Source organism: Stenotrophomonas sp. Ps181, from assembly GCF_025697425.1.
GTDB classification, from domain to species: Bacteria; Pseudomonadota; Gammaproteobacteria; order Xanthomonadales; family Xanthomonadaceae; genus Stenotrophomonas; species Stenotrophomonas sepilia.
Genome location: NZ_JAHWBI010000003.1, coordinates 197,274 through 221,201, shown reverse-complemented (window position 1 = coordinate 221,201; position 23,928 = coordinate 197,274). Strand labels below are relative to the sequence as shown.

Below are 23,928 nucleotides of genomic sequence, written 5' to 3'. Positions count from 1 at the left end.
GTAGGGCAGTCGCTGTCTAGCCGGCGTGCAGCGCAGATGTGCTGGCCGCGAAACCTGCACCGGCCTCCGCATCGGAATCTGCTAGGGTGCGCGCCGATGCCTACATCCACATTGCCAGCTCAGCCCGATCAGCCCATTGCCCTCAGCGCTGCCCTGAAAGCGCACACCCGGACGGCCCACGATCGCCTCGACCAGCACCTGTTGCAGCAACACATCTTCGCGTCGCGCCAGCGTTACCTCTGCTTCCTGCGCGTGCAATGGCACTTCCATAGCGCCGTTGCGCCGCTGTACCGGATGCAGGATCCGGGCGCGACCCGCTTGCCGCTGATCGAGGAGGATCTTCGCGACCTGGGCGCGACCATGCCGGTACCCCATGCCTGGCAACCGCAGCCGCAAGCATTCTCGAAAGCGACCGTTCTGGGCTGGCGCTACGTGGCGGAGGGCTCGACGCTGGGGGCGGCCGTGCTGTTGAAGATGGCCGCTGCGTTGCAGCTTCATGCCGGGTACGGAGCGCGCCACCTGCGCCCTTCCGAGTTCGGTGTGGCCGAATACTGGAGACGCGAGCGGGAGGAGCTGGATGTCCTCGTTCTAAGTGCCGAGGAGCGCGCACAGGCATGCATCGGCGCGACAGACGCCTTCCAGTTCATCCGTCGCTGCGTAGATGAAGAATTCAGGTTTGAATGAAAGGTTCTTCACATTCACATGGTGGTATGCGGCGGCACGCTTTTGCTTCACCATTCATGCACACCGGATGCAGTGCCGGGCCTTTCCAGCCATCCACGAATCATGAGTCCCGCCCTTGATGCCTTCTGCCGAATCCGCGCCCGGCGCTGCCCTGTCCAGTTGCGCGCGCGAACCGATCCACACCCCTGGCGCGATCCAACCCTACGGTGTGCTTCTGGTCGTTGAACCGCAGTCGCTGCAGGTACGCGAGCGCGCCATCAGCCATCCAGGGCTGCTGAGGCAGTTCGGCGAACCGTTGATGCAGCACGTCAGTGAGGTGCTGGGCGGCGTGCTGGCGCCGTTCCAGGGCGTGTTGCAACAGGCGACGGTGGGCAGCAGCGCGCACGTCGGCGCCGTGCACCTGGATGGGCACGGCCGCCATCAGCTGCTGGTGCACCGCTCCGCCACGGACCTTCTGGTTGAGCTGGAGGCACCGGTTCCCGGGCAGCCCGGCTCGCTGGAAGAACTGTATCCAGCCATCCGCGAGCTGATGACCGGCATTGAATCGGCAGCGACGGTGGAAGACCTGTGCAGGCTTGCGGCCGCGCACATGCGGCGGCTCACCGGCTTTGACCGCACCCTGGTCTATCAATTCGATGCCGGCTGGAATGGCATCGTGGTGGCCGAAGATGGCAATGGCCTGTTGCCATCCTACCTTGACCTGCGCTTCCCCGAGTCGGACATTCCCGCACAGGCCCGCGAACTCTACCGCCGGAACCGGGTGCGCCTGATCGCGGACAACAACTACACCCCTGCCCCGCTGATGCGGGCCGAAGACCACCGCGAGGCGCCACCGACCGACCTGAGCCTGGCTGTGCTGCGCAGCGTGTCCCCCGTGCATCTTCAGTACATGCGCAACATGGGGACCGGGGCGTCGATGTCGGTGTCACTGGTACATGAGGGGCGGTTGTGGGGCCTGATGTCCTGCCACACCGTGCAGCCCCGCCGCCTGCCCTATCACGTGCGTACCGCCTGCGAGTTCATGGGCCAGATCCTGTCGCTGCAGATCGCTCTGAAGGAGCGCGCGCGTGCGATCGAAGAGCGCGTGGCCCGGCGTTCGGTGCTGGTCAAGCTCTTGGCACGCATGGCCGGTGATGAGGACTTCATGGCCGCACTGCGCCACGACGAGGCCAGCCTGCTGTCGCTGACCGGCGCGGCCGGTGCGGCCGTCGTGCACAAGGGCGACTGCATGCGCGTGGGTGAGTGCCCACCGGCCAGCGACGTGCTGGCCCTGGCCGATTGGCTGGCTACCCGGCAGGCCGGGCAGGAAACCTACTGCACCGACCACCTTGCCGCCGACTGGTCGCCTGCCGCGCACCTGGCCGATGTAGCCAGCGGGCTGCTGGCAGTGTCCATCTCGCAGCTGCATGACAGCTACCTGATGTGGTTCCGGCCGGAGGTGGTGCGAACCGTGCGCTGGGGGGGAGACCCCCGCAAGACCGCAGCGCCCGGCGTGGCACTGTCCCCGCGGAGCTCCTTCGATGCCTGGAAAGAGACCGTGCGGCAGCGCAGCCTGCCGTGGAATGACGCTGATTGCGATGCGGCGCACGAGATGCGCACGGCCATCGTCGATATCGTGCTGCGCAAGGCCGAGGAGATGGCGGAACTGAACGAACAGCTCCTGCGCAGCAACAAGGAACTGGAGGCCTTTTCCTATTCGGTCAGCCACGACCTGCGCGCCCCCTTCCGCCACATCGTGGGCTATTCGGAGCTGCTTGGAAGTTCGGCGGGTGAACGCCTCAACGAGACCGAGCGCCGCTTCCTGGATACGATCGTCGATTCGGCAAAGTCCGCCGGCACACTGGTGGACGACCTGCTCAGCTTCTCGCAGATGGGACGCTCCACGCTGGGGCGGGTGCGGCTGGACATGGCTGCGCTGGCCGAGGACGTGCGCCGCAGCCTGGCGCTGGATTACGCTGGCCGCGACGTGCAGTGGACGCTCGCGCCGCTACCGGAGGTGGAAGCCGACCCAACGATGCTTCGACTGGTCTGGCAGAACCTGCTGGCCAATGCGATCAAGTTCACCCGTGAGCGCGAGCACGCGATGATCGAGATTGGGCATGACCGCAGCGGCGACGAAGATCACTTCTTTGTGCGCGACAACGGCTGCGGCTTCGACATGCGTTACGTCGACAAGCTGTTCGGTGTGTTCCAGCGCCTGCACCACGTCGAAGAATTCGAAGGCACCGGCATCGGCCTGGCCAACGTGCGCCGCATCATCGGCCGCCATGGCGGCCGTACCTGGGCCGAGGGCGAGCCCGGCAAGGGCGCCACGATCCATTTCACCCTACCCCGCTTCACAGGAGAACACCCATGAGGGACCTGCGGCCGATCCTCCTGGTAGAGGACAGCCCCAAGGATGCAGAGCTGACGATGGCCGCGCTTGCGCGCTGCCAGCTGTTGAACGATGTCATCCATGTACGCGACGGCGCCGAAGCGCTGGATTACCTGCGCTGCGAAGGCAAGTTCGCCGGCGCCATGCACGGCGGCCCGGTGGTGGTGCTGCTGGACCTGAAGCTGCCCAAGGTCAACGGCCTGGAGGTGCTGGAACAGGTGCGTGGCGACCCGCAGCTGAGCAGCACGCCGGTGGTGATGTTGACCTCCTCGCGCGAAGAACAGGATCTCGTGCGCAGTTACGAACTGGGCGTGAATGCCTTCGTGGTCAAGCCGGTCGACTTCAAGGAATTCTTCGACGCCATCCAGGGGCTGGGCATGTTCTGGGGCATAACCAACCAGCCACCACCGCATCGGCCCAATGGCTCGGGGCAGCACAACAATGCGTGATGGATCGCGCCGCAGCGAGCGCCTGCGCATCCTCATGCTGGAGGACAGCGCGCTTGATGCGGAGCTGATCACCGCACAGCTGCAGCGTGCCGGCCTGGAATTCGAGGCCGAGCGCCTGTGGACCCGCAACGCGTTCATCGAAGCCATCGACAACCGCCCGTTCGACGTGATCCTCGCCGATCATGTCCTGCCAGGCTTCGATGGTGACGCAGCACTGGCCCTGGCGCGCGAGCGCGTTCCGCAGACGCCTTTCATCTTTGTTTCCGGCACCCTGACCGAGGAATTGGCGGTACAGGCACTCACGCGCGGTGCCCGCGACTACGTGGTGAAGCAACGCCTGCAACGCTTGCCCGATGCGATCCGACGCGCCCGCCAGGAGGCGCACGAGCGTACCCAGCTGGCCAATGCGCAGGCCGCGCTGAACGAAAGCCAGGCCCAGCTGCAGAGGGTCACCGATGCCGTCCCGGCGCTGATCGCCCAGTTGGACAAGGACCATCGCTACCGGTTTGCCAACAAGGCGTTCCTCGACTGGCATGGATTCAGCCTTGCAGAACTGCTGGGTCGACCGGCACGGGATGTCAGCGGCATTTCCGCCTTCGAGCACGCCCTGCCCAGCCTGGAACGGGTACTGCAGGGCGAACGCACCCGCTTCCAGGTCGAACTGATCCATCGCAGCGGCGAATCACGATTCGTGCAGATGGACTGCGTGCCCGAGCATGCCGCCGATGGCAGCGTGGCCGGGTATATCTGCCTGGGCAGTGACGTCTCGCTGCTGAAACAGGCCGAGCTGGCCCTGCGCGAAGACAACCAGCTGCTCGAGCAGCAGGTACAGGCACGCACGGCCGAGTTGCGCGCCAGCAAGCGGCGGCTGCAGGCGATCTTCGAATCCAGTTTCCAGCACCAGGTGCTGCTGGATCTGTCCGGACGCGTGGTCGATGCCAATGATGCGTCACTGGCCGCGGTCCTGGCAGACAAGAAGGACGTCGTTGGCCAACGCTTCGCCGAATCGGTCTGGTTCGGCACCACCGAGGGCATCGGCGCGCTGATCGATCGGGCCGTGGCCGCAGCCGTACAGGGCCGCAGTTCACTGCATGCACTGGAGCTGGAACTCCCGACCGGGCGGCGCAGCTTTGATTTCTCGTTCCGTCCACTGCTCGATACGGAAGGCGTGGTCACCGCGGTGGTCTCCGAGGCCGTGGAAACCACCGCGCGCGTGCAGGCTGAGCATGCCCTGCGCCAGTCACAGAAAATCGAGGCGGTCGGCCAGCTCACCGGCGGCATCGCACATGATTTCAACAACATCCTGACGGTCATCTCCGGCAACGTCGAGCACGCCATGCTGCTCAGCGAGCGCGCGGGCGAACCCGGAGCGATGGTGAGCCGTGCGCTGGACAATGCACTGAAGGGTGTCGGCCGTGCTGCCAGCCTGACCCAGCGCCTGCTGGCGTTTGCCCGCCGCCAGCCGCTGCACAGCCAGGCCGCCAACCTCCATGAGCGCCTGCTGGACATGCACGACATGCTGCAGCGTGCACTGGGTGAGCTGGTGCAGCTGGAGATCCGCAGCGCCAAGGACATCTGGTGCGTCGAGATCGACGTCAGCCAGCTGGAGGCCTCCGTACTGAACCTGGCGGTGAATGCCCGCGATGCGATGCCGCACGGCGGCCGGCTGGTGATCGAGGTCGACAACAGCCACCTCGACCACGACTACGCCGCACTGTTCCCGGATGCGACGCCGGGCGAGTACGTGATGCTGCGGGTGCGTGACAACGGCCACGGCATGGATGCGGCCACGCTTGCCCGGGTCTTCGAACCCTTCTTCACTACCAAGCAGGTTGGCCGTGGCACCGGCCTGGGCCTGTCGATGGTGCATGGCTTCGTCAAGCAGTCCGGGGGCCACGTGCTGATCGATTCAGTGGAGGGCGGCGGCACCAGTATCACCATGATGTTCCCGCGCTCACCGCTGGCCCTGCCCTCCGAAGCGCGCACCCCGCAGACCGGCCTGGCCGGCTACTCGCCGCGCGAGGAAACCATCCTGGTGACCGAGGACAACGACGATGTCCGCGCCCACACGGTGGATGCACTGCGGCTGCTGGGCTACCGGGTATTGGAAGCCCACGACGGTCCCTCCGCACTGCGGCTGCTGGAACGCCCTGATACCAAGGTGGACCTGCTGTTCTCTGACGTGGTGATGCCCGGCATGTCGGGCTGGGAGCTGGTGCGTGAAGTCCGTGAACGCTGGCCGGAAGTCGCCGTCCTGTTCACGTCGGGCTATCCTCGCGACCACGACCAGGTGGGCAGCCAGGGACGGGCCGTTGCGCTGCTGCCGAAGCCGTTTACCCGCAATGACCTGGCGACTGCGGTGCGCACCGCGCTGGAGACGGGGCCACACTGAGATCAGGACGCCGGATCGCGCGCACCAGCAGCGATCCGGTTGATGTCCGCACACTCCACCGTGCCCGGCGGATGCTCCTCTCCAGCCAGTGCGATCATCGCCTGACCCAGGGCCAGATTGCTGGTCATCAACGACGGCGCAACGGCACCGGCCAGCTTCATCAACGGCGCGCCACCCCAGTACAGGGGCTTGAGCAAGCCGTGACGCGTGCCGGTTCCCGACACCGGTCGGACGCCCCCCGGGCGCAGCATCACCGAGCGCATCGGCAGGGCCTGCAATGCCACCTCGGTCTCGCCCTTGATCCTCAACGGCATCAACCTGCTCTGTGCATCCGCGCCGGCACCGGATACATACAGGAAACACCCTTCGGGATTCGCAGTTGCCCAGGCGCGGGCCACCGCCAGCGTGATGTCCCGGGTCACGCGTCGATATTCGGCCTCTGCCGTGCCGACCGGTGGCGCACCGGCACAGTAAAAGCATGCGTCGAACCCGGCCAGTTCATCCGAACGCGCCTGGACATGCAGGAAGTCCGCAACAACCAGCTCCCTGCCCGCTCCGCTGAGGCTGCCCGGGCGCCGCACCAGCGCGGCCAGATGGCCGACCTGCGGCGAGCGCTGGCAGGCCAACGCCACGCCCTGCCCGACCAGGCCTGAGGCACCGGTCAACAGAATCCTCAACGCACCTTTCCCGGCCATGGTCGCACCCACGCTAGAGTTTCACGAAACGCTGGATCTTCCGCGCCAGCCAACCGCTGAACACCAACGGCGCGTCCAGCGCTGACACGCAGATGCAGGGAACACCGGGGGCAGTTACCGGTTGATGCTCCACCTCCTCGTCCAGGTCCGCCACGTCGCCCGGCGCGAACAGCCCAAGCGCGTCGTTGTACGAGCCCCGCAGGATCTGGGTCAGTTCGCTGCGGCCATGGCTGTGCATCGGCAGGCACTTGCCCGGGGCGATCTTCAGCATGATCAGCGAGGGCATGTGCTCAGCCCTGATGCAGTGCACGCCGGGCGCCATCCAGCGCCAGCGCAGGGCACTGAGCGAATCGCCGAAGTAAGGATGCAACGAGGCAGGCAGATGATCCGGATCGGCCTCGGGCTGCTCCCTCGGCACAGGGCGCCTGGTTCCGGCGATAGCGCTCGGCGCGTCCGAGACCAGCTGCATCAGCATGGCCTCGCGCAACTGCTCGCGACGCGCGTCGGCCGCGGGCGGTTGGGTCTGCTCCAGCAGCACCGAGCCGATCGCCTCGGCATCACGCAGGCGTTGGCGGCAGTGGGGGCACTGCTCAAGGTGGGCACCGGCCACGATGCTCAACGGCGCCGGCATCGCGCCGGCGGCATAGCTCATCAGCGTGGATTCGTGCAGGTGGTGGTGCGGATTCACAGCGCACCTCCCACCTTGGCCTGCAGTTGCAGGAACGCACGTCGCAGGTGTGACTTTACCGTTCCCAGTGGCATGCCCAGCGCCTGGGCAATCTCGCTGTGGCTCTTCGCCTCGAAATAGGACATCCGCACCAGCCTCGCCTGCACGGCGGGCAGCTCGTTGATGCGCTGGCGAAGGCGCGCCTGGTCGGCGAACTGCTCGGCGCTGCTGCGCTCGATCATGTCCACGGCCGCGGCGTCTTCCACCGCTGCCTGCACCTGCATCCAGCTGCGCTCGCGACGGATGCGGTCGATATGCAGGTTGCGCGCGATCCGGTACAGCCAGGTACTCAGCGCGCCTTGGGCCGCATCATACTCGGCCGCCCGCAACCACAGGCGCAGCAGGCACTCCTGCGCCATTTCCTCGGCCACGGCGTCGGGTGCGCCCAGGCCACGCAGATACACGCACAGCCGCGGCATGAAGTGGTCATAGATCCGCATGAAACAGTCGCGGTCGCGCAGCCGCGCCACACTGTCCATGTCATCGGCCCAGTTCGTCGGCTCGCTGCTCGGCTGCTGGGAACTGGACACGGTGCGTGCGGTATCGAAGTTGAGGAGGGTGCTGGCGGCGTCAGGGTACATCTGCGTGAGCGGCGGGCAGGTGAAGGTCTGTCCTCTCTACGCGCAGGGGCGGACATTGGATGCAGCAGGCGCTGCGCATCCAAGCAGCCGCGCCCGCCGTATGACCTGAGCCTCCCTACCGGATGAACACCATGCGCACTGCCTGGCTGCTGCTGTGCCTGCCCCATGCCGCGCTGGCGGCGCCCTGGCTGCGCAACGAGGGCGTGGCCACCTCGGCGCAGGGCGACCTGCTCTATCGTGAAGTGCACTGGCGGCGCGGCCCATCGGAGGGTGCCGAGCGCTGGGTGCTCTACCAGTGCCCGGATGGCCGCCCCTTCGCCCGCAAGCATCTGCCGGCCAGTGCCCGCCCACAGGCCCGGGGCTATTCGCTGCAGGACAGCCGGAGCGGGCAAACCGCTGAAGTCGACGCCAGTGGCGAGTCGGTGTCGATCGCCTGGAGAGAAGATGCCGCCAGTGAGCTGCGTCAGCGTCGGCTTGAGCTGGCACCGGATGCGGTGATCGACACGGGCTTCGACGCTGCGGTGCGCCAGCATTGGCCAGCGCTGCTGCGGGGTGAACGCATCAGCCTGCCCTTCCTGGTTCCGGGGCGGCAGCGCTTCTTCCCGGTGCAGGTGCGGCGCACCGGCGCTGTTCGCTGGCAGGGCATCGACGCCCAGGCCATCGAGGTCAGTCTGGACACCTGGTACGGCGGCATCGCACCGCGCCTGTCGCTGGTCTATGCCAGCGCCGACCGCCGCCTGCTGGAATTCCGCGGAACCAGTAACCTGCGCGATACCCGCGGCAGCTACCCACAGGTCACGGTGCGCTTCAGCTCGCCGGTTGCCGAGCGGTCGGCCAGCGAATGGCAACAGGCCTGGACGCAACCGCTGGTCGGGCGCTGCAGCGTGATGCCCAAGTGAGGCCGAAATTTTCCACAGCCGGCCGCATCCATTGCGCGCACTGCTGCGTAGAGGAAGACACGACACCCGCCGAGATCCGCCATGGCCTCTGTAGCGCCCCTCCCCCGCCGACGCTGGCGCCTGCTGCGCACCCTGACGCGCTGGGTCGACACCGGCAGCGCTGCAGAACACGCCGCTGGCGAGCCCGGACGCATCGACTGGCTGCGGGCCGTACCGTTCGTGTTGATGCATCTGGCCTGCATCGCGGTGATCTGGGTAGGTGTCTCGTGGACGGCAGTGATCGTCGCCGCAGCCCTCTACGCAGCGCGCATGTTTGCGATCACCGCCTTTTACCACCGCTACTTCTCGCACCGGACGTTCCAGGCATCGCGAACGGTGCAGTTCGTGTTCGCGGTGATCGGCGCGTCCAGCGTGCAACGTGGACCGCTGTGGTGGGCCGCCCACCATCGCCATCACCATCGGCATGCCGACCAACCGCTGGACCCGCACTCGCCGCGCGAGGGCGGCTTCTGGCGCAGCCACATGGGCTGGTTCCTCACCCGCGAGGCATTCGCCACGGATCTATCGCGCGTGCCTGACCTGGCGCGCTTCCCGGAGCTGCGCTGGCTGGACCGCTTTGATACGGCGGTGCCGGTGCTGCTGGCTGCCGTACTGTACGCTCTCGGCGCCGGCCTGGAGCGCTGGGCGCCCGGACTGCACACCTCTGGCCCGCAGTTGCTGGTGTGGGGCTTCTTCATTTCCACCGTGGTGCTGTTCCACGCCACCGTCACCATCAACTCGCTGGCCCATCGTTTTGGCCGGCGGCGCTTCGAGACCCGTGACGACAGCCGCAACAACCTCTGGCTGGCGCTGCTCACCTTCGGCGAGGGTTGGCACAACAACCACCATTTCTTCCCTGGCACCGTCCGCCAGGGGTTCCGCTGGTGGGAGATCGACCTGACCTGGTACGGCCTGCGCGCAATGGCGGCCATGGGCCTGGTGAGAGGGCTAAAGCCCATCCCCGAGTGGGTCCTGGCCAAAGCGAGGTACTGACATGCGCATCGCGATCATCGGCTCCGGCATTGCCGGCCTGGCCAGCGCCTGGTGGCTGGACGGCGAACACGAAGTGACGCTGTTCGAGGCCAACGATTACCTGGGCGGACATACCCACACCCATGACGTGCAGGTGGGCGGCATGCGCATGGCGGTGGATACCGGTTTCATCGTCTTCAATCCCCTGCACTACCCGCTGCTGACGGCACTGTTCGAAGAACTGGGTGTGGCCTCGCAGCCGACCACCATGAGCTTCTCCGTGCACAGCGAGCGCAGTGGCGTCGAGTACAACGCCACTTCGCTGGATGGCCTGTTCTGCCAACGTCGCAACCTGGTTTCGCCTCGCTTCTGGGGAATGCTGGCCGACCTGCGCCGGTTCTACCGGGATGCGCCGCTGCTGCTGGCGGAAGACGAAGGCCCGACACTGGGCCAGTACCTGCGCCGCCAGCGCTACGGCACCGCTTTCATCGAAGAGCACCTGCTGCCGATGGCTTCGGCACTATGGTCGTCGCCGACCGCCACGGTCATGCAGTTCCCGGCCCGCTACCTGGCCCAGTTCATGGCCAACCACCAGATGCTGCAGATGACCGGGCGCGCACCCTGGCGGGTAGTCAGCGGTGGCTCGGCACGCTATATCGATGCCCTTCGCGCCCGCTGGCGGGTGCGTGAGCGGCTGGAATGCCCGGTTCACTCGGTCGAACGCATGCCGTGGGGCGCGCGCGTGCACAGCGCGGCCGGCGTGGAGGGTTTCGACGAGGTCATCCTGGCGTGCCACAGCGACCAGGCACTAGCCCTGCTGCGTGACGCCGATCCGGTCGAACGCGAAGTGCTCGGCGCCATCCGCTACCAGCCCAACGAAGCAGTACTGCATACGGATGCATCGTTGCTGCCGCGCAACCGCAAGGCATGGGCTGCATGGAATGCACACGTGCCCAGGGATCCAGGCGCGCCCTGTACGGTCAGCTATTGCATGAACCTCCTGCAGGGCCTGCCCGGTGACACCCCGCTGGTCGTGACCCTCAACCGCAGCGAGGTGATCGATCCGGCCAAGGTGCTGCGCAGGCTGCACTATGCCCACCCGGTGCACGATCATGCCGCCATCCGCGCCCAGCAGCGCTGGGCGGAGCTGCAGGGCCGCCGCCACACCTGGTTCGCGGGCGCATACTGGGGCTGGGGCTTCCACGAAGACGGCATCCGCAGCGCCCGCCGCGTGGTGGACGCGATGCGCGAGTGCACCGCGCACCGTGACAGCGTTGCACCCGGCGAGGTGGCAGCGTGAGTGCCAGCGCACTCTACTTCGGGCAGGTGATGCACCGACGGCATCATCCGCAGCCCCACGCATTCCGCTATCCGATCGCGCAACTGCTGCTCGACCTGGACGAGCTGGAGACCGTGTTCGCCGGGCGCCGGCTGTGGTCGGTCAATCGCCGCAACCTGGCCGAGTTCCGCCGCAGCGACTACTTCGGCAATCCCGCACAACCGCTGGCCGATGCGGTGCGCGACCATGCCGCGGCTACCCTGGGCTATCGGCCTTCCGGCCCGGTACGCCTGCTCACCCATCTTCGCTTCGCCGGGCACGTATTCAACCCGGTCAGCTTCTACTACTGCTACCAGTCCGATGGCAGCACCCTGGACTGCATCGTCGCCGAGATCACCAATACGCCTTGGAAGGAACGGCACGCCTATGTGCTGCCAGTCGCCACGGCCACGCACGAAGGCACCTCGCTGCGCTGGCGGTTCGACAAGCGCTTCCATGTCTCGCCGTTCATGCCGATGGATTGCCACTACGACTGGCGGTTCAACCGCCCAGATGATGATCTGCGTGTGCACATGCAGGTCTGGCGCCAAGGCGTTCGCCAGTTTGATGCCACCCAGGCCATGCGGCGACACGCCCTGGATGGCCGCGGGCTGGCCCGGGTCCTGGCCTGCTATCCCTTGATGACCATGCAGGTGATGGCCGCCATCCACTGGCACGCGCTGCGGCTGTGGCTGAAACGCAACCCCGTGCATGACCACCCTGCCCTTGCCGAGAAACCGCGATGAACTCGATGACTCCCCTGGTCGCCCTGCCGCGTCCCGGCGCCTTGGATGCCTTCCTGCGCCGCCGCCTGCTGCAACAGCTTGCCCCCATGCGCGACGGCCGCCTGTGCGTGCGTGATGCACTCGGCGAGGTCTGGCTGGGCGAAGCCCATGGCGAACTGCATGTGACCGTCACCATCGATGACCCGGCGTTCTACCGCAAGGTTGCAGCGCAGGGCAGCGTGGGCGCAGGTGAAAGCTACATACAGGGCGAATGGCACTGCGATGATCTGGTGGCACTGATCCGGCTGCTGGTGCGCAATCGCGACCTGCTCGACGGCATGGAACGTGGCCCGGCCCGCGTGGGCGGCTGGCTGTTGAGGGGCTGGAACCGCCTGCGCCGCAACAGCCGCGAGGGCAGTCGCCGCAACATTGCCGCGCACTACGACCTTGGCAACGATTTCTTTGCCCTGTTCCTGTCGCCGGACCTGATGTATTCCTCAGCCCTGTTCGACACAGAAGACGAGTCGCTGGAATCCGCCTCCCGGCGCAAGCTGGACCGCATCTGCCAGCAGCTCCAGCTCAGGCCGGGCGATCGCGTGGTGGAGATCGGCACCGGCTGGGGTGGTTTTGCGCTGCACGCCGCGCAGCACTACGGCTGCCACGTCACCACCACCACCATCTCCGCCGAGCAGCACGCGCTGGCTGCCCAGCGCGTGCAGGCAGCCGGCCTGCAGGACCAGGTCACGCTGCTGATGCAGGACTACCGCGACCTGCAGGGCCGGTTCGACAAGCTGGTGTCGATCGAGATGATCGAAGCCATCGGCGCGGAATACCTGGACACCTACATGGCCACGCTGCAGCGCCTGCTCAAGCCTGATGGCGTTGCCCTGCTGCAGGCCATCACCATCGAGGACCATCGCTACGAGCAGGCCCGGCGCAGCGTCGACTACATCAAGCGCTATGTGTTCCCCGGCAGCTTCATTCCGTCGATCAACGCGATCATGGCCGCCAAGACGCGGTCCAGCGACCTGCAGCTGATCGCCCAGCAGGACTTCGGCCACTCCTACGCGCTGACCCTGCGCGCCTGGCGTCAGCGCTTCCTCGCCCGGTTGCCCGACGTGCAGGCACAGGGCTTCGATACGCGCTTCTGCCGCCTGTGGGAGTTCTACCTGGCCTACTGCGAGGGCGGCTTCCTGGAGCGCTCGATCGGGGTCTCCCATCTGCTGATGGCGCGCCCGGGGCATCGCCCGCGCGCCTCATCGGGCCAAGGCAGCTGAGATGCGCAGGTTCTGGTCCAATCTGCTTGGCAACCAGCTCGTCTGGCTGTGCGCCGTGGCCGGTGCCGGGCGCGGCTGGCAGTGGCCGGCGTTGCTGGCTGCCTCCCTCTACATCGGCAGCCAGCTGCTGACGTCGCCGCAACCACGGCTGGACCTTCGGTTGATGGTGTTGGCACTGGCCTGCGCATGGCTGGTCGATGCCAGTGCCGCCGCCAGCGGCACCGTGCGCTACGCCGCCGCCCCGCTGGGCTGGGTGCCGCCACCCTGGATCATGGCGCTGTGGGCCGCGTTCGCGATGACGCTGACCACCTCGATGCGTTTCCTGCTGCGCCACCCTGCCTTGCCGGCCCTGTTCGGCCTGCTGTTGGCACCGCTGGCCTATCTCTCCGCAGCGCGCGGTTTCGATGCGGTCGGTTTCGCCGCACCCACGTGGCAGGGCCTGCTGGTGCTGGGCGCGGGCTGGAGCATCGCGCTTTCGCTGCTGTGCGTCACCGCGCGTCGCGGCTCTCGCACCGCCCCGCCCTCCCTGGCCGGAGCATCATCATGATCAATCTGCTGTGGGTACTGCTGTATGCCGTGCTGGTGATGAGCTGGGGCTGGGCCTGGCAGCGCCGCCACCAGAACATCGGCGTTGTCGACGTGCTCTGGGCCAAGGGCGTGGGTGCCTCGGCCCTGCTGCTGGCGCTGCTTGGCGATGGCGCGATGTTGCCCCGGGTTGCGCTGGGCCTGCTCGGCGGCCTGTGGGGCAGCCGGTTGGCGCTGCACCTGTGGCGCCGGGTCCGTAGCGAACCCGAAGACGGGCGCTACCGTTATCTGCGCGAACACTGGCAGAGCCACCAGGGCAAGATCTTCGGCTTCTTCATGGCGCAGGCGCTGCTGGTCGTGCTGTTCGCCCTGCCCTTCGCTGCGGTGGCAGCCAATTCCCACGCTGGCCTGACACCGTGGACAGTCGCCGCAGCACTGGCCTGGCTGCTGAGCGTCGGCGGCGAGAGCCTGGCCGACCGCCAACTCGCACGTTTCCGCGCCGACCCGGCGAACAAGGGCCGCACTTGCCGCGAGGGACTCTGGCGTTATTCACGCCACCCCAACTACTTCTTCGAGTGGCTGCACTGGTTCACTTATGTGCTGCTTGCCGTCGGTTCCCCCCTGTGGTGGCTGGCGTGGGCCGGGCCGCTGCTGATGTATCTGTTCCTGCGCTATCTCAGCGGCATCCCCTTCACCGAGAAGCAGGCGTTGCGCAGCCGCGGCGACGACTACCGTGCCTACCAGCGCAGCACGCCGATGTTCTTTCCCTGGTTACCCCGTTCTTCCAAGGAGCATTCCGCATGAGCGCGATCCCGTCACTGAGTATGGCCGAAGATGCGGAAACCGGGCTGATCGCCTGGGCTGAGCGCGGGCTGGTTCCCGATGCGGCGCTGCGTGCCGGCATCCGGCGCCTGTGCGCGCAACGCCTGCACGAGGAATCGGCGGGAGGTATCGAGGCACAGTCCGCACGCTTCAGCCGTCGCATCGCAGAACTGACCGACAGTCCGCTCGCATTGCATACCGACGCAGCCAACCGCCAGCACTACGAAGTTCCCGCGGCATTCTTCCAGGCCTGCCTGGGCAAGCGGCTGAAGTACAGCAGCTGCTACTACCCCACCGGGCGCGAAACGCTGGACCAGGCCGAGGAGGCGATGCTGGAACTGTATGGCCAGCGCGCCGGACTTGCCGACGGCCAGCAGATTCTTGAACTGGGCTGTGGCTGGGGTTCGCTGACGCTGTGGATGGCCGAACGCTATCGGCAGGCCAACATCACTGCGGTGTCCAACTCGCACAGCCAGCGCCAGCACATCATGGCGCAATGCCAGGCCAGGGGCCTGCACAACGTCGAGGTGCTGACCCGCGACGTCAACCAGCTTGAGCTGCCCACGGCACGCTTCGATCGCTGTGTCTCGGTGGAAATGCTCGAGCATGTGCGCAACTACGAGCGCCTGCTGGCGCGCATCGGCCAGTGGCTGAAGCCCGACGGTGCGCTGTTCGTGCACATCTTCGCCCATCGCACGTTGATGTACCCGTTCGAGACCGAGGGCGGCGACAACTGGATGGGGCGCCACTTCTTCACCGGCGGGCTGATGCCGGCAGCTGACACCCTGCTGCATTTCCAGCGCGACCTGCGACTCGATCAGCGCTGGCTGCTGGACGGCACCCACTACCAGCGCACCGCCGACCATTGGCTGGCCAACCAGGATGCGGCCCGCGAGGCGGTGATGCCGGTATTGGTCGCAACCTACGGTCAGGCGGCGGCGAAGATCTGGTGGCAGCGCTGGCGGATGTTCTGGATGGCCTGTGCCGAGCTGTTCGGCTACGACGACGGCCAGCAATGGCTGGTTGCCCACTACCTGTTCCGTCCCCGTTGAGGTGTGACATGCGCATGCGCTCCCTGCTTCCCCTGCTGGCCTTGAGCCTGTTCGGTTCCGGCTGCAGCTCCAGCGATACCCGCCCCCTGCCCCGCCCGCCCTCGGTGGACGTGCCGCGCTTCATGGGCGACTGGTATGTGATCGCCCACATCCCCTCGTGGCCGGAGCGCGAGGCCTTCGACGCGGTGGAGAGCTATGCACTGCGGCCGGACGGGCGCATCCAGACGACCTTCACCTATCGCAAGGGCAGTTTCGACGCCCCGCAGAAGTCGATGCACCCGGTTGGACGGGTCGAGAAGAACGGCAATGGCGCGATCTGGGGCATGCAGTTCATCTGGCCGATCCAGGCCGAGTATGTGATTGCCTGGCTGGACGACGACTATGGCCAGACCATCGTCGCACGCAGCAAGCGCGACTATGTCTGGTACATGGCGCGTACCCCGCACGTATCCGACAGCGACTACCAGGGCGCCGTGCAGCGCATCGCGGCCATGGGCTACGACACCGCAAAGCTGAGGCGCGTACCGCAGTCGGTGCGATAGATCGCGCAACCGCCCGCTGCTCGGCTCGCGGGTGACCGGGCACTTCGGCGTGACGCGTTACATTACTCCCCTCTCGAAGGGTGCCGGCAGCCCTGCAACCCAGGCCACCTGTACCCAGCGAGAGCGCGCCAGGACACTGCGTCCCGGCGGCTTTCAACCCGACAATACGTCCAGCCCATGGATCAGCTCTTATCGATGGAGATCATCCATCGATCTTTAGGAATAGTCGTAAAAACGCAACAAATTCGATGTTCGACGCGACAGCGGCGCCAGAATGGCGGCCACGCCCATGGGCGCTGATCACCTCCCGCGCATGAATGGATTTCCTGCACCGCGCCGGCTTCGCCTGGCGCTCCTGGACGATCATGAAGTCGTCCGTCGCGGCACCGCCCTGCACCTGTCAGGCGATCTCCGGTTCGACATCGTCGCCAGCCATGGTTGCAGCGGTGCGCTGATCGACAGCCTGCACCGCATGCCCGTGGATGTGGCCATCATCGATCTCACGCTCGCCCGTGGCGACCTGGGCGGTATTGAGCTGGTTACGCTGCTCTGCCGCGAATTCCCTCGCACGCCAATGCTGGCCTTCGCGACACTCTCTCCCACCACGAATCTCAACAGCCTGATCGATGCCGGACTCAGTGGATTCGTCAATAAGGCCGAACCCCTTGCGGCATTGTCCGACGCCATCGTGCGCGTCTTCCAGGGCCTGATCCGGGTTCCGCCGGACGTCAGGCTGGCCGGTGATCGTGGCGAGCTCAGCCGCAACGAGCGGGAGGTGCTGGAGCTGCTGCTGGAAGGCCTGACCGTATCGGAGATCGCGCTGCGCCGGCACCGCAGCATCAAGACCGTCAGCACACAGAAGGGCGCGGTGCTGCGCAAGCTGGGATTGCGCAGCGATGTGGAGATCTATGCGCTGCGTGAACGGCTGGAGTCGCCGTGAGGCGCCACGCGCCATTGCGCCCGTGCCTGCTGCTCCTGGGGTTGCTGGTACTGCTTCTCCTTCCCGCCGCGTCGGCGGAAGATATCCGGTCACCACGCTGGCCGCCGGGCAGCAGCGTACGGGTCTCCACCGCCCCGTCCCTACGCCCCGTGCCCGCGGCGATGGCCGATCCGTCATCACCGCCGACGCTCGCCCATGGCTACGCCAACCTGGTGGCGCGTCACGCCCAACTCAGCTTCCTGGAACAGCCCTACCCGACGACCGTCGCATCAATCCTCGCTGTGTGCCATCACGAGGCCGACCTGGTCATGGTGTTTGGCGGCGCGAGACACCAGAAGCTGCCCTGCCCCGACCTTGCAGCGTCCAGCCGATTCCGGGGTGGCGCCACCCTGCTGGCAGGGCGCGCCGGCGAATGGCTGCCACGGGAGATACGCGAGCTCGACGGCCGGGTCGTGGCCGTCGTTGAAGGCGGGCCCTACGCCGGCTGGCTGCGCGCGCATCATCCTCAGATCAGGCTGCAGCAGCTGCCTGATCGGTACGCCGCATTGGCGGCAGTCCAATCCGGCGTGGCCGACGTGGCGATTGGCCTGGAATCCACGCTGCGCCCGCTGGTTCGACGCCATTTCAACGGCAGCCTGCGCCTGCAGCCATTCGACAGCGACTTCTCCACCGACCTCTACCTGCTCGTCCGCCGGGAAGACCAGCAGCTGCTTGAACGCATCGGACAGGCGTTGCGGGAGATCACGCTGGAGGAGCATGCAAGCCTGCTCCACCTGTGGGCAGGCCAGACCCTGCCGGCGGCGGCGGGAAACGCACTGGACTGGATGCAGGCCTCGCCCCCGCGCGGCTGGCTGCTACTGGCCCCTCTGCTGGTCGCCCTGCTGCTGTGGCCCCTGACCCGTCACCTGCGGGTACGGGGCGACCGTCGCAGCGCGCAGGCCATCGGGATGATCAGTCACGAGATGCGCAATTCGGCACAGGCCGTACTGGCCTCGATCGAGCTGCTTGGACAATCGACACTGCCGAAAGGCGAGCGCGATCTGCTCGCCGCTGCCAGCAGCGCCAGCCAATCCCTGCGCGGCCTGTTGAATCGTGCACTGGACTTTTCGCGCCTCGCCAGCGGCGCTTTCAGGCCGCATGCACAAGCCTGTGATGCGACCCGGCTTTGCCGGCAGGCACTGGAGGCCATTCGGCCACAGGCGCAACAGAAAGGCCTGCAGCTGCATCTTGACGCCCCGACCGAACCTTCTCCGATCATTCTGGTGGACATTGATGCGCTGCGCCAGATTGCCAGCAATCTGCTGGCCAATGCGGTGAAGTTCAGTGATATCGGCGGCATCGAGCTGCGCCTGCGGCTGCTTCCAGCAGCGCGGCCGCAAGAGCTGCTGCTGGAGGTGATCGACAGCGGGATCGGGATCGCGCCAGCACAGGTAGCCGAACTGTTCCAGCCTTTCCGTCAAGGCAGCGGTGGGCATCAGCGTGGCGGTAGTGGCCTCGGGCTTTCCATCGCACGCGAGCTGGCACGTGCGATGGGGGGCGATCTGACCGTGCACAGCGTCCTCGGTCGCGGCAGCCGCTTCATCCTGCGCCTGCCGGTGTGCGCAGCTGACTCTGCCGAGAGTGTCCGGGACATGCCCGTGGAGGGCACGCCGCTGGCCGGGCTGCAACTGCTGCTGGTGGAGGACCACGCACTCAGTCGCCACGTCATTGCCGAACAGTTGCGGCGCTGGGGCGCCGAGGTATGTGCCCTGGAAGACGCGGCCAGCGCGCTGGCCGAACAGATACGCCACCCCCGCCCTGCCGTGCTGATCGACATTGGGCTGCGTGGCATCGATGGCTACGCACTGGCACGCGAACTGCGCGCCCGTGGCGGGCATCCGGCCCGCCTGATCGCCTTGTCTGCCCGCACCGGGCGACGTCACCACGCGCGTTGCCGCCGCTCGGGTTTCGACGCGGTGCTGGCCAAGCCGCTGCGCGCCGCCGAACTGCTCGCCGCGCTGGGCATTCCGGCGCCGCAGAGCCCGGACGCGCTTGAGCAGGCGACTGAAATGGACGCGGCCTACAGCGCCGACATCTGCGATGAACTCAGCAGGATCGAGCGGATCGTCGATCACGCAGACGCATCGGCGCTCGGTCATCACGCGCACCGATTGCAGGGCGCGCTACAGATGCTGGGTCAACGCGAGCACGCCGCCATCGCGGCCGAGCTGGTCGATCTGGCGCAGGACGCCACGCCGGACTGGGCCGACGCACGTCGCCTGCTGGGTGTACTGCAGGCCGGACAGGGCGCCCGCGCTGCGGGAACCCTGCCCAACCCCTTGATCACGCGGCCAGACGCTCGACCTGGCGACGGGTCAGGTCATTGAAGCGACCCAGCGACATCAGGTGCTGGTGGATCAGTGCCAGCCAGCCACTGCGGTGCCACTCGACCACGGTTGCTTCCGGCAGCGCGACGAACTTCTCGACGTCCACGACCAGGAAGCCGTTGAGGTTGAACTCCCGGCCATCCGGGGTGCGCACGGTGGCATTGCGCTCGACCAGCAGGCCGTTGTCGACCAGGGCCTTGGAGAAGGCCTGGGTCTGTTCGTGTTCGCGGGTGTACTGGCCGCAGAATTCCAGGGCCTGCTGCACCATCTCGGTGGCCTTGCCGTCAACGAACAGCGGCTGGCCTTCCTCGCCCCCCTTGACCACGCGCGGGCTCTCTTCGTCGATGCCCAGCAGGAAATCATTCTCCGCGCCGGTGTCGATGAAGATGAAGGGGTGGCGGCGCAGGTAGGCGGGAATGTAGGCCTCGTCTTCCCACAGGCCATCCTTGATGAACAGGTTCTGGTCGGACACGCCCACGGCAGCCATCGGAACCGCGCTCGGGCCGGCAAACAGGATCGGGAAGTGGTGCAGGGCCAGCGAGAACTCGCCCAGCACCAGCGGAATGGCATTGTTGCCGGCGGCGAACTCCAGCCTGCCCGGCAGGATGCGCAGATCGGCATGCACATCGGCCTGCAGCGGCACCGGGCGGGTATAGAACAGGGGGGCGCCGCTCGGCGCCGCTTCGGTGGTGGTGTCGCTGGTGGTGGTCATGTTGGGAACCGTTCGATCATGCGCGCCTGCCATCCCGGGCACGCCAGCGGGAACAACCTGAATCCCGCATTATCAACAAGCTCGATGACAACGGCCACCCCACCGGCGAACTATTTCAGCTGCAGGGGGTAGCGCTGCCAGAGTACGTGGACCAGGAAACCGGCCAGCTCGGTATCGCGGGCACTGACCGCCGCACGGATCTTGTCCAGCAGCACCATGTCGCTGCAGGAACGCACGTCGGCATGGTTGGCCTGCCCCGCCCTGCGCGCACGATAGCGCGCCGCCCGCTGCGCATCGCTCATCGCGTACCCGAACTTGGGCGGACGACCGCGCTTGCGCGGCAGGGTCAGCTCCAGGGTTCCGGGGTCTTTGTCATCACGCATGAGAGGGGTGCGGGCGGCGGCGAGCAACGGGGGGTGCGCAATTTATCGTGAGGCATCACTTTAATCCAGCTTTTTCTACAGATTTGTTGCGGCGCAATGCAAACGTTCGCGCACGAACGCGGTGTCATCCACGCATGGCGTGGATACGGGACTCACGGCAATGCGAAAAAAGGGAGCCCGCGAACGGGCTCCCCTCACATTGCCTATGCCGCGCGTACTGGCTCATAGCCGTGCAGGTGCGCCTCACTGCTGGCCCGCCCCTGGCTGAGCGAACGCAGCGAGGTGGTGTAACCCACCAGCTGCGCCAGTGGCGCGAAGCCACTGACCTCGGCACGACCGTCCTGGTCCTCGATGCGGGCGATGCGGCCATGGCGCCGGTTGAGGTCGCCGACCACATCACCCACCGACGCCGAAGGCGAATGCACCGTCACCGCCATCACCGGCTCCAGCAGCTGCGTGCCACCCTCGGCCAGCGCCGCCTTGATCGCCTCGGCGCCTGCGCGATGGAACGCCATCTCCGAAGAGTCCTTGGCATGGGTCTGGCCATCGACAAGACTGACCTCGATGCCGACCACCGGATGACCCTGCGGACCTTCCGACAGTGCAGCACGCACGCCCTTTTCCACCGCCGCGATGAAGCTGCGCGGCACCACGCCACCGACGATGCGGTCGTTGAACACGACAAGGTCGTCGTCGCGCGGCGCCACATCCAGCACCACGTGCGCGAACTGGCCCTGGCCTCCGGTCTGCTTGACCAGCCGCCCGACGACGCCCGTCATCGCGCGCATCGGCGTCTCCTGGTAGGCCACGCGCGGCGCACCTACGGCCACGTCGACCTTCCATTCGCTGCGCAGGCGCTCGACCATCACCTCCAGGTGCAGCTCGCCCATGCCCCAGACCAGGGTCTCCGCCGTGTCGCGATCGGTCTCGACGCGGAACGACGGATCCTCCTGGGCCAGGCTGGCCAAACCCTGTGCCATCCGGATCAGGTCGGCCGCACGCGCCGGTTCCAACCGCCACGCCAGCACCGGTGCCTGTGCCTGGATGTTCTCCAGGCGCAGCGGCTGCTCACGACCGCTCAGCGTTTCACCACTGACCGCATCCTTCCAGCCCAGTACCGCGACGATGTCACCGGCCACGGCCTGCTCGATGTCATGGGTCTGGTCGGCCTGCACCCGCACCAGACGACTGACACGCCGACCCTGCGGATGCTGCGAACTGGCCACCGCATCACCCACCTTCAAGGTGCCCGAATACAGCCGCACGAAGCTCAGCGCGCCGTGCTGCTGGTGGGTGATCTTGAACAGCAGACCGGCCAGCGGACCGTCCGGATCCGGCGGCAGCACCACCTCGCCCTCATCGCTTTCGGCACTGACAGCCGGGCGATCCAGCGGCGACGGCAGGTAATCGACCACCGCGTCGAGCAGCGTTTCGATGCCCTTGTCCTTGAACGCAGCACCGGCCAGCACGGGCACGCCCGCACCCGCCAGCGTCGCCCGGCGGATCGCCGCGCGCAGCTGCCCGGCATCGATCACGCGACCTTCCAGCCAGGCATCGGCCAGTTGCTCATCGTGATCGGCCACGGCCTCGACCAGCGCATCGCGCTGGGCTTGCCACTGGGCCCGTGCCGCTTCGTCCCAAGGGATCACCGTGGTTGCGGCGCCCTCCTGCCACTGCAGCACGCGCTCATCGACCAGATCGACCCAGCCGTGGAAGCCGCTTTCGCTGCCCAACGGCACGCCCAGCGCCCACGGCCGCGCGCGCAGCTTGTCCTGCAGCTGCTCCAGCACGCGCTCGAATGAAGCGCCGACGCGGTCCATCTTGTTGACGAAAGCGATCAACGGCACGCGGTGGCGACGCGCCTGGCGCCACACGGTTTCGGACTGCGGCTGCACGCCATCCACGGCCGAGAACACGGCCACAGCACCGTCAAGCACGCGCAGTGAACGCTCGACTTCGATCGCGAAGTCGATGTGGCCGGGGGTGTCGATCAGGGTCAGCCGATGCGGCGGCAGGTCGCGCGGCGCCCACTGCGCCTGCACGGCAGCCGCGCCAATGGTGATGCCACGTTCGCGCTCGATCGCCGAGAAGTCGGTCGTCGCATTGCCATCGTGCACTTCGCCGACGCGATGGATTTCGCCGCTTTTCCACAGCAGTCGTTCGGTCAGCGTGGTCTTGCCGGCGTCGATGTGGGCAATGATGCCAAGGTTGCGACGGCGGGAAAGGACTTGGGTGTTCATGAGAAAGGTTCCTGCAAAGCCAACTTCGGGGGCCGCGCACCCCGGTTGGCGACAGGGTGCGCGGCTAGCGTTCGGTCTCGGCGATCTGGTGCATGGCACGTTCTCCTTGCGGTACGTCGGGTCAGGGGAAATGGAACTGCAGAAACGAAAAGAGCGCCCCGAAGGGCGCTCTGTGGATCATCCAGCGATAGCCGCTTCAGCGGCTCCGTGGGGCTCCAGGCAGACACGCCCGTTCCGCGCTTGCGCGGGTCAGGGTGAAAAACTTCAGGAGCGGCATCCGGTTCATGGGGCGCATTCTAGACCTGCCAATCTGGCGCGCAAGTGAATATTGCAAACATAAATGGAACGATGAAGCCGACAATGATCGGGGTCAGATCCCTTTGCCCCTGGGCAAAGCGATCTGACCCCTCTCAGCCTCTACTTGCAGCCGTGCAGCCTGCGCGCCTCGGCCACCGTTGCGGCCTGGTCATCCCCCATCGACATCCACCCCTGCAACGACATCGCCGGATCCACCTGTGCCTGTCGGGGGCCGCCATGAATCACAACCTCGATCCAGCTCCCCACCGGCGCCAACTCAGCCAGGCGCGCCGCCTGATCCTCCTCGGTGCTGAATGTGTCGTCCGGACCCGCCGGCGGCGTGGTGTTCACGGTTTCCGTCTTGCGGGTTCGGACCCGAAGTGCACCATCCGGCAGCCGCTGACTGATCACGTCGTAGCGCTCGATACCGTATGCCCAGCTGTTCTCGCCAACCCTGCGGGTCTCGCTGCCGTCATCCGCCACGGTCACCACCTCGCCTGCCGGCCCGACAACACCCGCGACAGCCCCCAAGCCGGACATCAGTGCCTGATAGACGATCATCTGCCGCTGCTCGGTGGCCAGCGCTCCGGCCTTGAGCTTGGCGGCAGGAATCTGCAGGTATGCGGCCTCCTTGCAAAGCACCAGCACCTGCTGGTCATCCCAACTCACGGACATTTCCTCGTTGGCGAAGTACTGCGTTTTCATCGAGGCCACAGCGGCCCCCTCGCCACTGGAATGCCGGGTTTCGATCAGCGAGGCATTCTCGGCCGCGTTGGTCAGCGAAACCTGGGAGGTCGAGGCTGCATTGGCAGCGCACACCGAAGCAATCATCGCGGCAAGCAGCACGCTGCGGGTAACGGTGCGGAACATGGCATCAGTCCATTGAAGAAAACGAAGCCGCCATGATACCCGGAGCA

Annotated in this window: 22 protein-coding genes; 15 read left to right on the top strand and 7 right to left on the bottom strand. The window is 66.6% G+C overall.

The features are described from left to right. Positions 1-96 precede the first annotated feature (96 nt). From KXV01_RS07935 to KXV01_RS07920, 4 genes are all read left to right on the top strand, one after another. Positions 97-684: a biliverdin-producing heme oxygenase gene (locus KXV01_RS07935; protein WP_263467656.1), complete on the top strand. Its 588-nt coding sequence runs from the start codon at positions 97-99 to the stop codon at positions 682-684. A gap of 118 nt (positions 685-802) precedes the next feature. After that, entirely contained in the window at positions 803-3,040 is a 2,238-nt protein-coding gene (locus KXV01_RS07930; RefSeq protein ID WP_049414763.1) for an ATP-binding protein, read from the top strand. After that, complete coding sequence (locus KXV01_RS07925) at positions 3,037-3,507, top strand: response regulator (RefSeq protein WP_005409633.1); 471 nt, start codon at positions 3,037-3,039, stop codon at positions 3,505-3,507. The genes KXV01_RS07930 and KXV01_RS07925 overlap by 4 nt, the downstream gene beginning before the upstream one ends. Beyond that, a complete protein-coding gene (locus KXV01_RS07920) occupies positions 3,500-5,899 on the top strand; it encodes a hybrid sensor histidine kinase/response regulator (protein WP_263467655.1) in 2,400 nt (799 codons plus the stop codon). Before KXV01_RS07925 ends, KXV01_RS07920 begins: the two co-directional genes overlap by 8 nt. Before the next feature lie 2 nt (positions 5,900-5,901). On the opposite strand, the gene KXV01_RS07915 is transcribed toward KXV01_RS07920, so the two are convergent. The 3 genes from KXV01_RS07915 to KXV01_RS07905 are packed head-to-tail and all read right to left on the bottom strand — an operon-like array spanning position 5,902 to position 7,902. Next, complete coding sequence (locus tag KXV01_RS07915) at positions 5,902-6,594, bottom strand: oxidoreductase (RefSeq protein WP_263467654.1); 693 nt, start codon at positions 6,592-6,594, stop codon at positions 5,902-5,904. A 13-nt stretch (positions 6,595-6,607) separates the two neighbouring features. Then, positions 6,608-7,282, bottom strand: coding sequence for a ChrR family anti-sigma-E factor (locus KXV01_RS07910; protein ID WP_049414758.1), 675 nt, complete (start codon positions 7,280-7,282; stop codon positions 6,608-6,610). After that, entirely contained in the window at positions 7,279-7,902 is a 624-nt protein-coding gene (locus KXV01_RS07905) for a sigma-70 family RNA polymerase sigma factor (protein ID WP_111096945.1), read from the bottom strand. The genes KXV01_RS07910 and KXV01_RS07905 overlap by 4 nt, the downstream gene beginning before the upstream one ends. Before the next feature lie 131 nt (positions 7,903-8,033). Between KXV01_RS07905 and KXV01_RS07900 the strand changes: the two genes are divergently transcribed. From KXV01_RS07900 to KXV01_RS07850, 11 genes are all read left to right on the top strand, one after another. Next, positions 8,034-8,801, top strand: coding sequence for a hypothetical protein (locus tag KXV01_RS07900; RefSeq protein WP_049414803.1), 768 nt, complete (start codon positions 8,034-8,036; stop codon positions 8,799-8,801). 81 nt (positions 8,802-8,882) lie between these two features. Beyond that, on the top strand, positions 8,883-9,833 hold the full coding sequence (locus KXV01_RS07895; protein ID WP_049414754.1) for an acyl-CoA desaturase: 951 nt from the start codon (positions 8,883-8,885) through the stop codon (positions 9,831-9,833). 1 nt (position 9,834) lies between these two features. Further along, a complete protein-coding gene (locus KXV01_RS07890; protein WP_111096946.1) occupies positions 9,835-11,112 on the top strand; it encodes an FAD-dependent oxidoreductase in 1,278 nt (425 codons plus the stop codon). Continuing rightward, positions 11,109-11,876, top strand: coding sequence for a DUF1365 domain-containing protein (locus tag KXV01_RS07885; RefSeq protein WP_111096947.1), 768 nt, complete (start codon positions 11,109-11,111; stop codon positions 11,874-11,876). Before KXV01_RS07890 ends, KXV01_RS07885 begins: the two co-directional genes overlap by 4 nt. Continuing rightward, positions 11,873-13,132: a cyclopropane-fatty-acyl-phospholipid synthase family protein gene (locus KXV01_RS07880; RefSeq protein ID WP_049439626.1), complete on the top strand. Its 1,260-nt coding sequence runs from the start codon at positions 11,873-11,875 to the stop codon at positions 13,130-13,132. The genes KXV01_RS07885 and KXV01_RS07880 overlap by 4 nt, the downstream gene beginning before the upstream one ends. Position 13,133: 1 nt before the next feature. Continuing rightward, a complete protein-coding gene (locus tag KXV01_RS07875) occupies positions 13,134-13,679 on the top strand; it encodes a DUF2878 domain-containing protein (RefSeq protein ID WP_049435456.1) in 546 nt (181 codons plus the stop codon). Continuing rightward, positions 13,676-14,461, top strand: a complete 786-nt coding sequence (locus KXV01_RS07870; protein ID WP_049439628.1) for a DUF1295 domain-containing protein — start codon at positions 13,676-13,678, stop codon at positions 14,459-14,461. The genes KXV01_RS07875 and KXV01_RS07870 overlap by 4 nt, the downstream gene beginning before the upstream one ends. Then, positions 14,458-15,531, top strand: coding sequence for a class I SAM-dependent methyltransferase (locus KXV01_RS07865; protein ID WP_111096948.1), 1,074 nt, complete (start codon positions 14,458-14,460; stop codon positions 15,529-15,531). The genes KXV01_RS07870 and KXV01_RS07865 overlap by 4 nt, the downstream gene beginning before the upstream one ends. Before the next feature lie 8 nt (positions 15,532-15,539). Next, a complete protein-coding gene (locus tag KXV01_RS07860; RefSeq protein WP_049439632.1) occupies positions 15,540-16,073 on the top strand; it encodes a lipocalin family protein in 534 nt (177 codons plus the stop codon). 289 nt (positions 16,074-16,362) lie between these two features. Next, a complete protein-coding gene (locus KXV01_RS07855; RefSeq protein WP_240458981.1) occupies positions 16,363-17,013 on the top strand; it encodes a response regulator transcription factor in 651 nt (216 codons plus the stop codon). 161 nt (positions 17,014-17,174) lie between these two features. After that, positions 17,175-19,379 carry an ATP-binding protein gene (locus KXV01_RS07850; RefSeq protein WP_240458983.1) on the top strand — a complete coding sequence of 735 codons (2,205 nt, stop codon included), beginning with the start codon at positions 17,175-17,177 and terminating at the stop codon, positions 19,377-19,379. On the opposite strand, the gene KXV01_RS07845 is transcribed toward KXV01_RS07850, so the two are convergent. The 4 genes from KXV01_RS07845 to KXV01_RS07830 form a co-directional block, all read right to left on the bottom strand. Then, positions 19,336-20,091 (bottom strand): SapC family protein, encoded by a 756-nt coding sequence (locus KXV01_RS07845; protein ID WP_099495647.1) that lies wholly within the window; start codon positions 20,089-20,091, stop codon positions 19,336-19,338. The genes KXV01_RS07850 and KXV01_RS07845 overlap by 44 nt on opposite strands. 110 nt (positions 20,092-20,201) lie before the next feature. Next, positions 20,202-20,474 (bottom strand): hypothetical protein, encoded by a 273-nt coding sequence (locus KXV01_RS07840; protein WP_005409616.1) that lies wholly within the window; start codon positions 20,472-20,474, stop codon positions 20,202-20,204. Positions 20,475-20,677: 203 nt separating this feature from the next. After that, entirely contained in the window at positions 20,678-22,714 is a 2,037-nt protein-coding gene (gene fusA, locus KXV01_RS07835) for an elongation factor G (RefSeq protein ID WP_099495648.1), read from the bottom strand. Positions 22,715-23,131: 417 nt separating this feature from the next. After that, positions 23,132-23,881 carry a hypothetical protein gene (locus tag KXV01_RS07830; RefSeq protein WP_049412825.1) on the bottom strand — a complete coding sequence of 250 codons (750 nt, stop codon included), beginning with the start codon at positions 23,879-23,881 and terminating at the stop codon, positions 23,132-23,134. Positions 23,882-23,928: the final 47 nt, after the last annotated feature.

Excerpts from the sequence above, each read along its gene's own strand:
- KXV01_RS07905 (WP_111096945.1), bottom strand. The coding sequence starts at position 7,902 with ATGTACCCTGACGCCGCCAGCACCCTCCTCAACTTCGATACCGCACGC.
- KXV01_RS07845 (WP_099495647.1), bottom strand. The coding sequence starts at position 20,091 with ATGACCACCACCAGCGACACCACCACCGAAGCGGCGCCGAGCGGCGCC.
- KXV01_RS07915 (WP_263467654.1), bottom strand. The coding sequence starts at position 6,594 with ATGGCCGGGAAAGGTGCGTTGAGGATTCTGTTGACCGGTGCCTCAGGC.
- KXV01_RS07925 (WP_005409633.1), top strand. The coding sequence starts at position 3,037 with ATGAGGGACCTGCGGCCGATCCTCCTGGTAGAGGACAGCCCCAAGGAT.
- fusA (WP_099495648.1), bottom strand. The coding sequence starts at position 22,714 with ATGAACACCCAAGTCCTTTCCCGCCGTCGCAACCTTGGCATCATTGCC.
- KXV01_RS07850 (WP_240458983.1), top strand. The coding sequence starts at position 17,175 with ATGGCCGATCCGTCATCACCGCCGACGCTCGCCCATGGCTACGCCAAC.
- KXV01_RS07930 (WP_049414763.1), top strand. The coding sequence starts at position 803 with ATGCCTTCTGCCGAATCCGCGCCCGGCGCTGCCCTGTCCAGTTGCGCG.
- KXV01_RS07860 (WP_049439632.1), top strand. The coding sequence starts at position 15,540 with ATGCGCATGCGCTCCCTGCTTCCCCTGCTGGCCTTGAGCCTGTTCGGT.
- KXV01_RS07875 (WP_049435456.1), top strand. The coding sequence starts at position 13,134 with ATGCGCAGGTTCTGGTCCAATCTGCTTGGCAACCAGCTCGTCTGGCTG.
- KXV01_RS07830 (WP_049412825.1), bottom strand. The coding sequence starts at position 23,881 with ATGTTCCGCACCGTTACCCGCAGCGTGCTGCTTGCCGCGATGATTGCT.
- KXV01_RS07865 (WP_111096948.1), top strand. The coding sequence starts at position 14,458 with ATGAGCGCGATCCCGTCACTGAGTATGGCCGAAGATGCGGAAACCGGG.
- KXV01_RS07900 (WP_049414803.1), top strand. The coding sequence starts at position 8,034 with ATGCGCACTGCCTGGCTGCTGCTGTGCCTGCCCCATGCCGCGCTGGCG.
- KXV01_RS07920 (WP_263467655.1), top strand. The coding sequence starts at position 3,500 with ATGCGTGATGGATCGCGCCGCAGCGAGCGCCTGCGCATCCTCATGCTG.
- KXV01_RS07880 (WP_049439626.1), top strand. The coding sequence starts at position 11,873 with ATGAACTCGATGACTCCCCTGGTCGCCCTGCCGCGTCCCGGCGCCTTG.
- KXV01_RS07895 (WP_049414754.1), top strand. The coding sequence starts at position 8,883 with ATGGCCTCTGTAGCGCCCCTCCCCCGCCGACGCTGGCGCCTGCTGCGC.
- KXV01_RS07855 (WP_240458981.1), top strand. The coding sequence starts at position 16,363 with ATGGGCGCTGATCACCTCCCGCGCATGAATGGATTTCCTGCACCGCGC.
- KXV01_RS07935 (WP_263467656.1), top strand. The coding sequence starts at position 97 with ATGCCTACATCCACATTGCCAGCTCAGCCCGATCAGCCCATTGCCCTC.
- KXV01_RS07870 (WP_049439628.1), top strand. The coding sequence starts at position 13,676 with ATGATCAATCTGCTGTGGGTACTGCTGTATGCCGTGCTGGTGATGAGC.
- KXV01_RS07890 (WP_111096946.1), top strand. The coding sequence starts at position 9,835 with ATGCGCATCGCGATCATCGGCTCCGGCATTGCCGGCCTGGCCAGCGCC.
- KXV01_RS07840 (WP_005409616.1), bottom strand. The coding sequence starts at position 20,474 with ATGCGTGATGACAAAGACCCCGGAACCCTGGAGCTGACCCTGCCGCGC.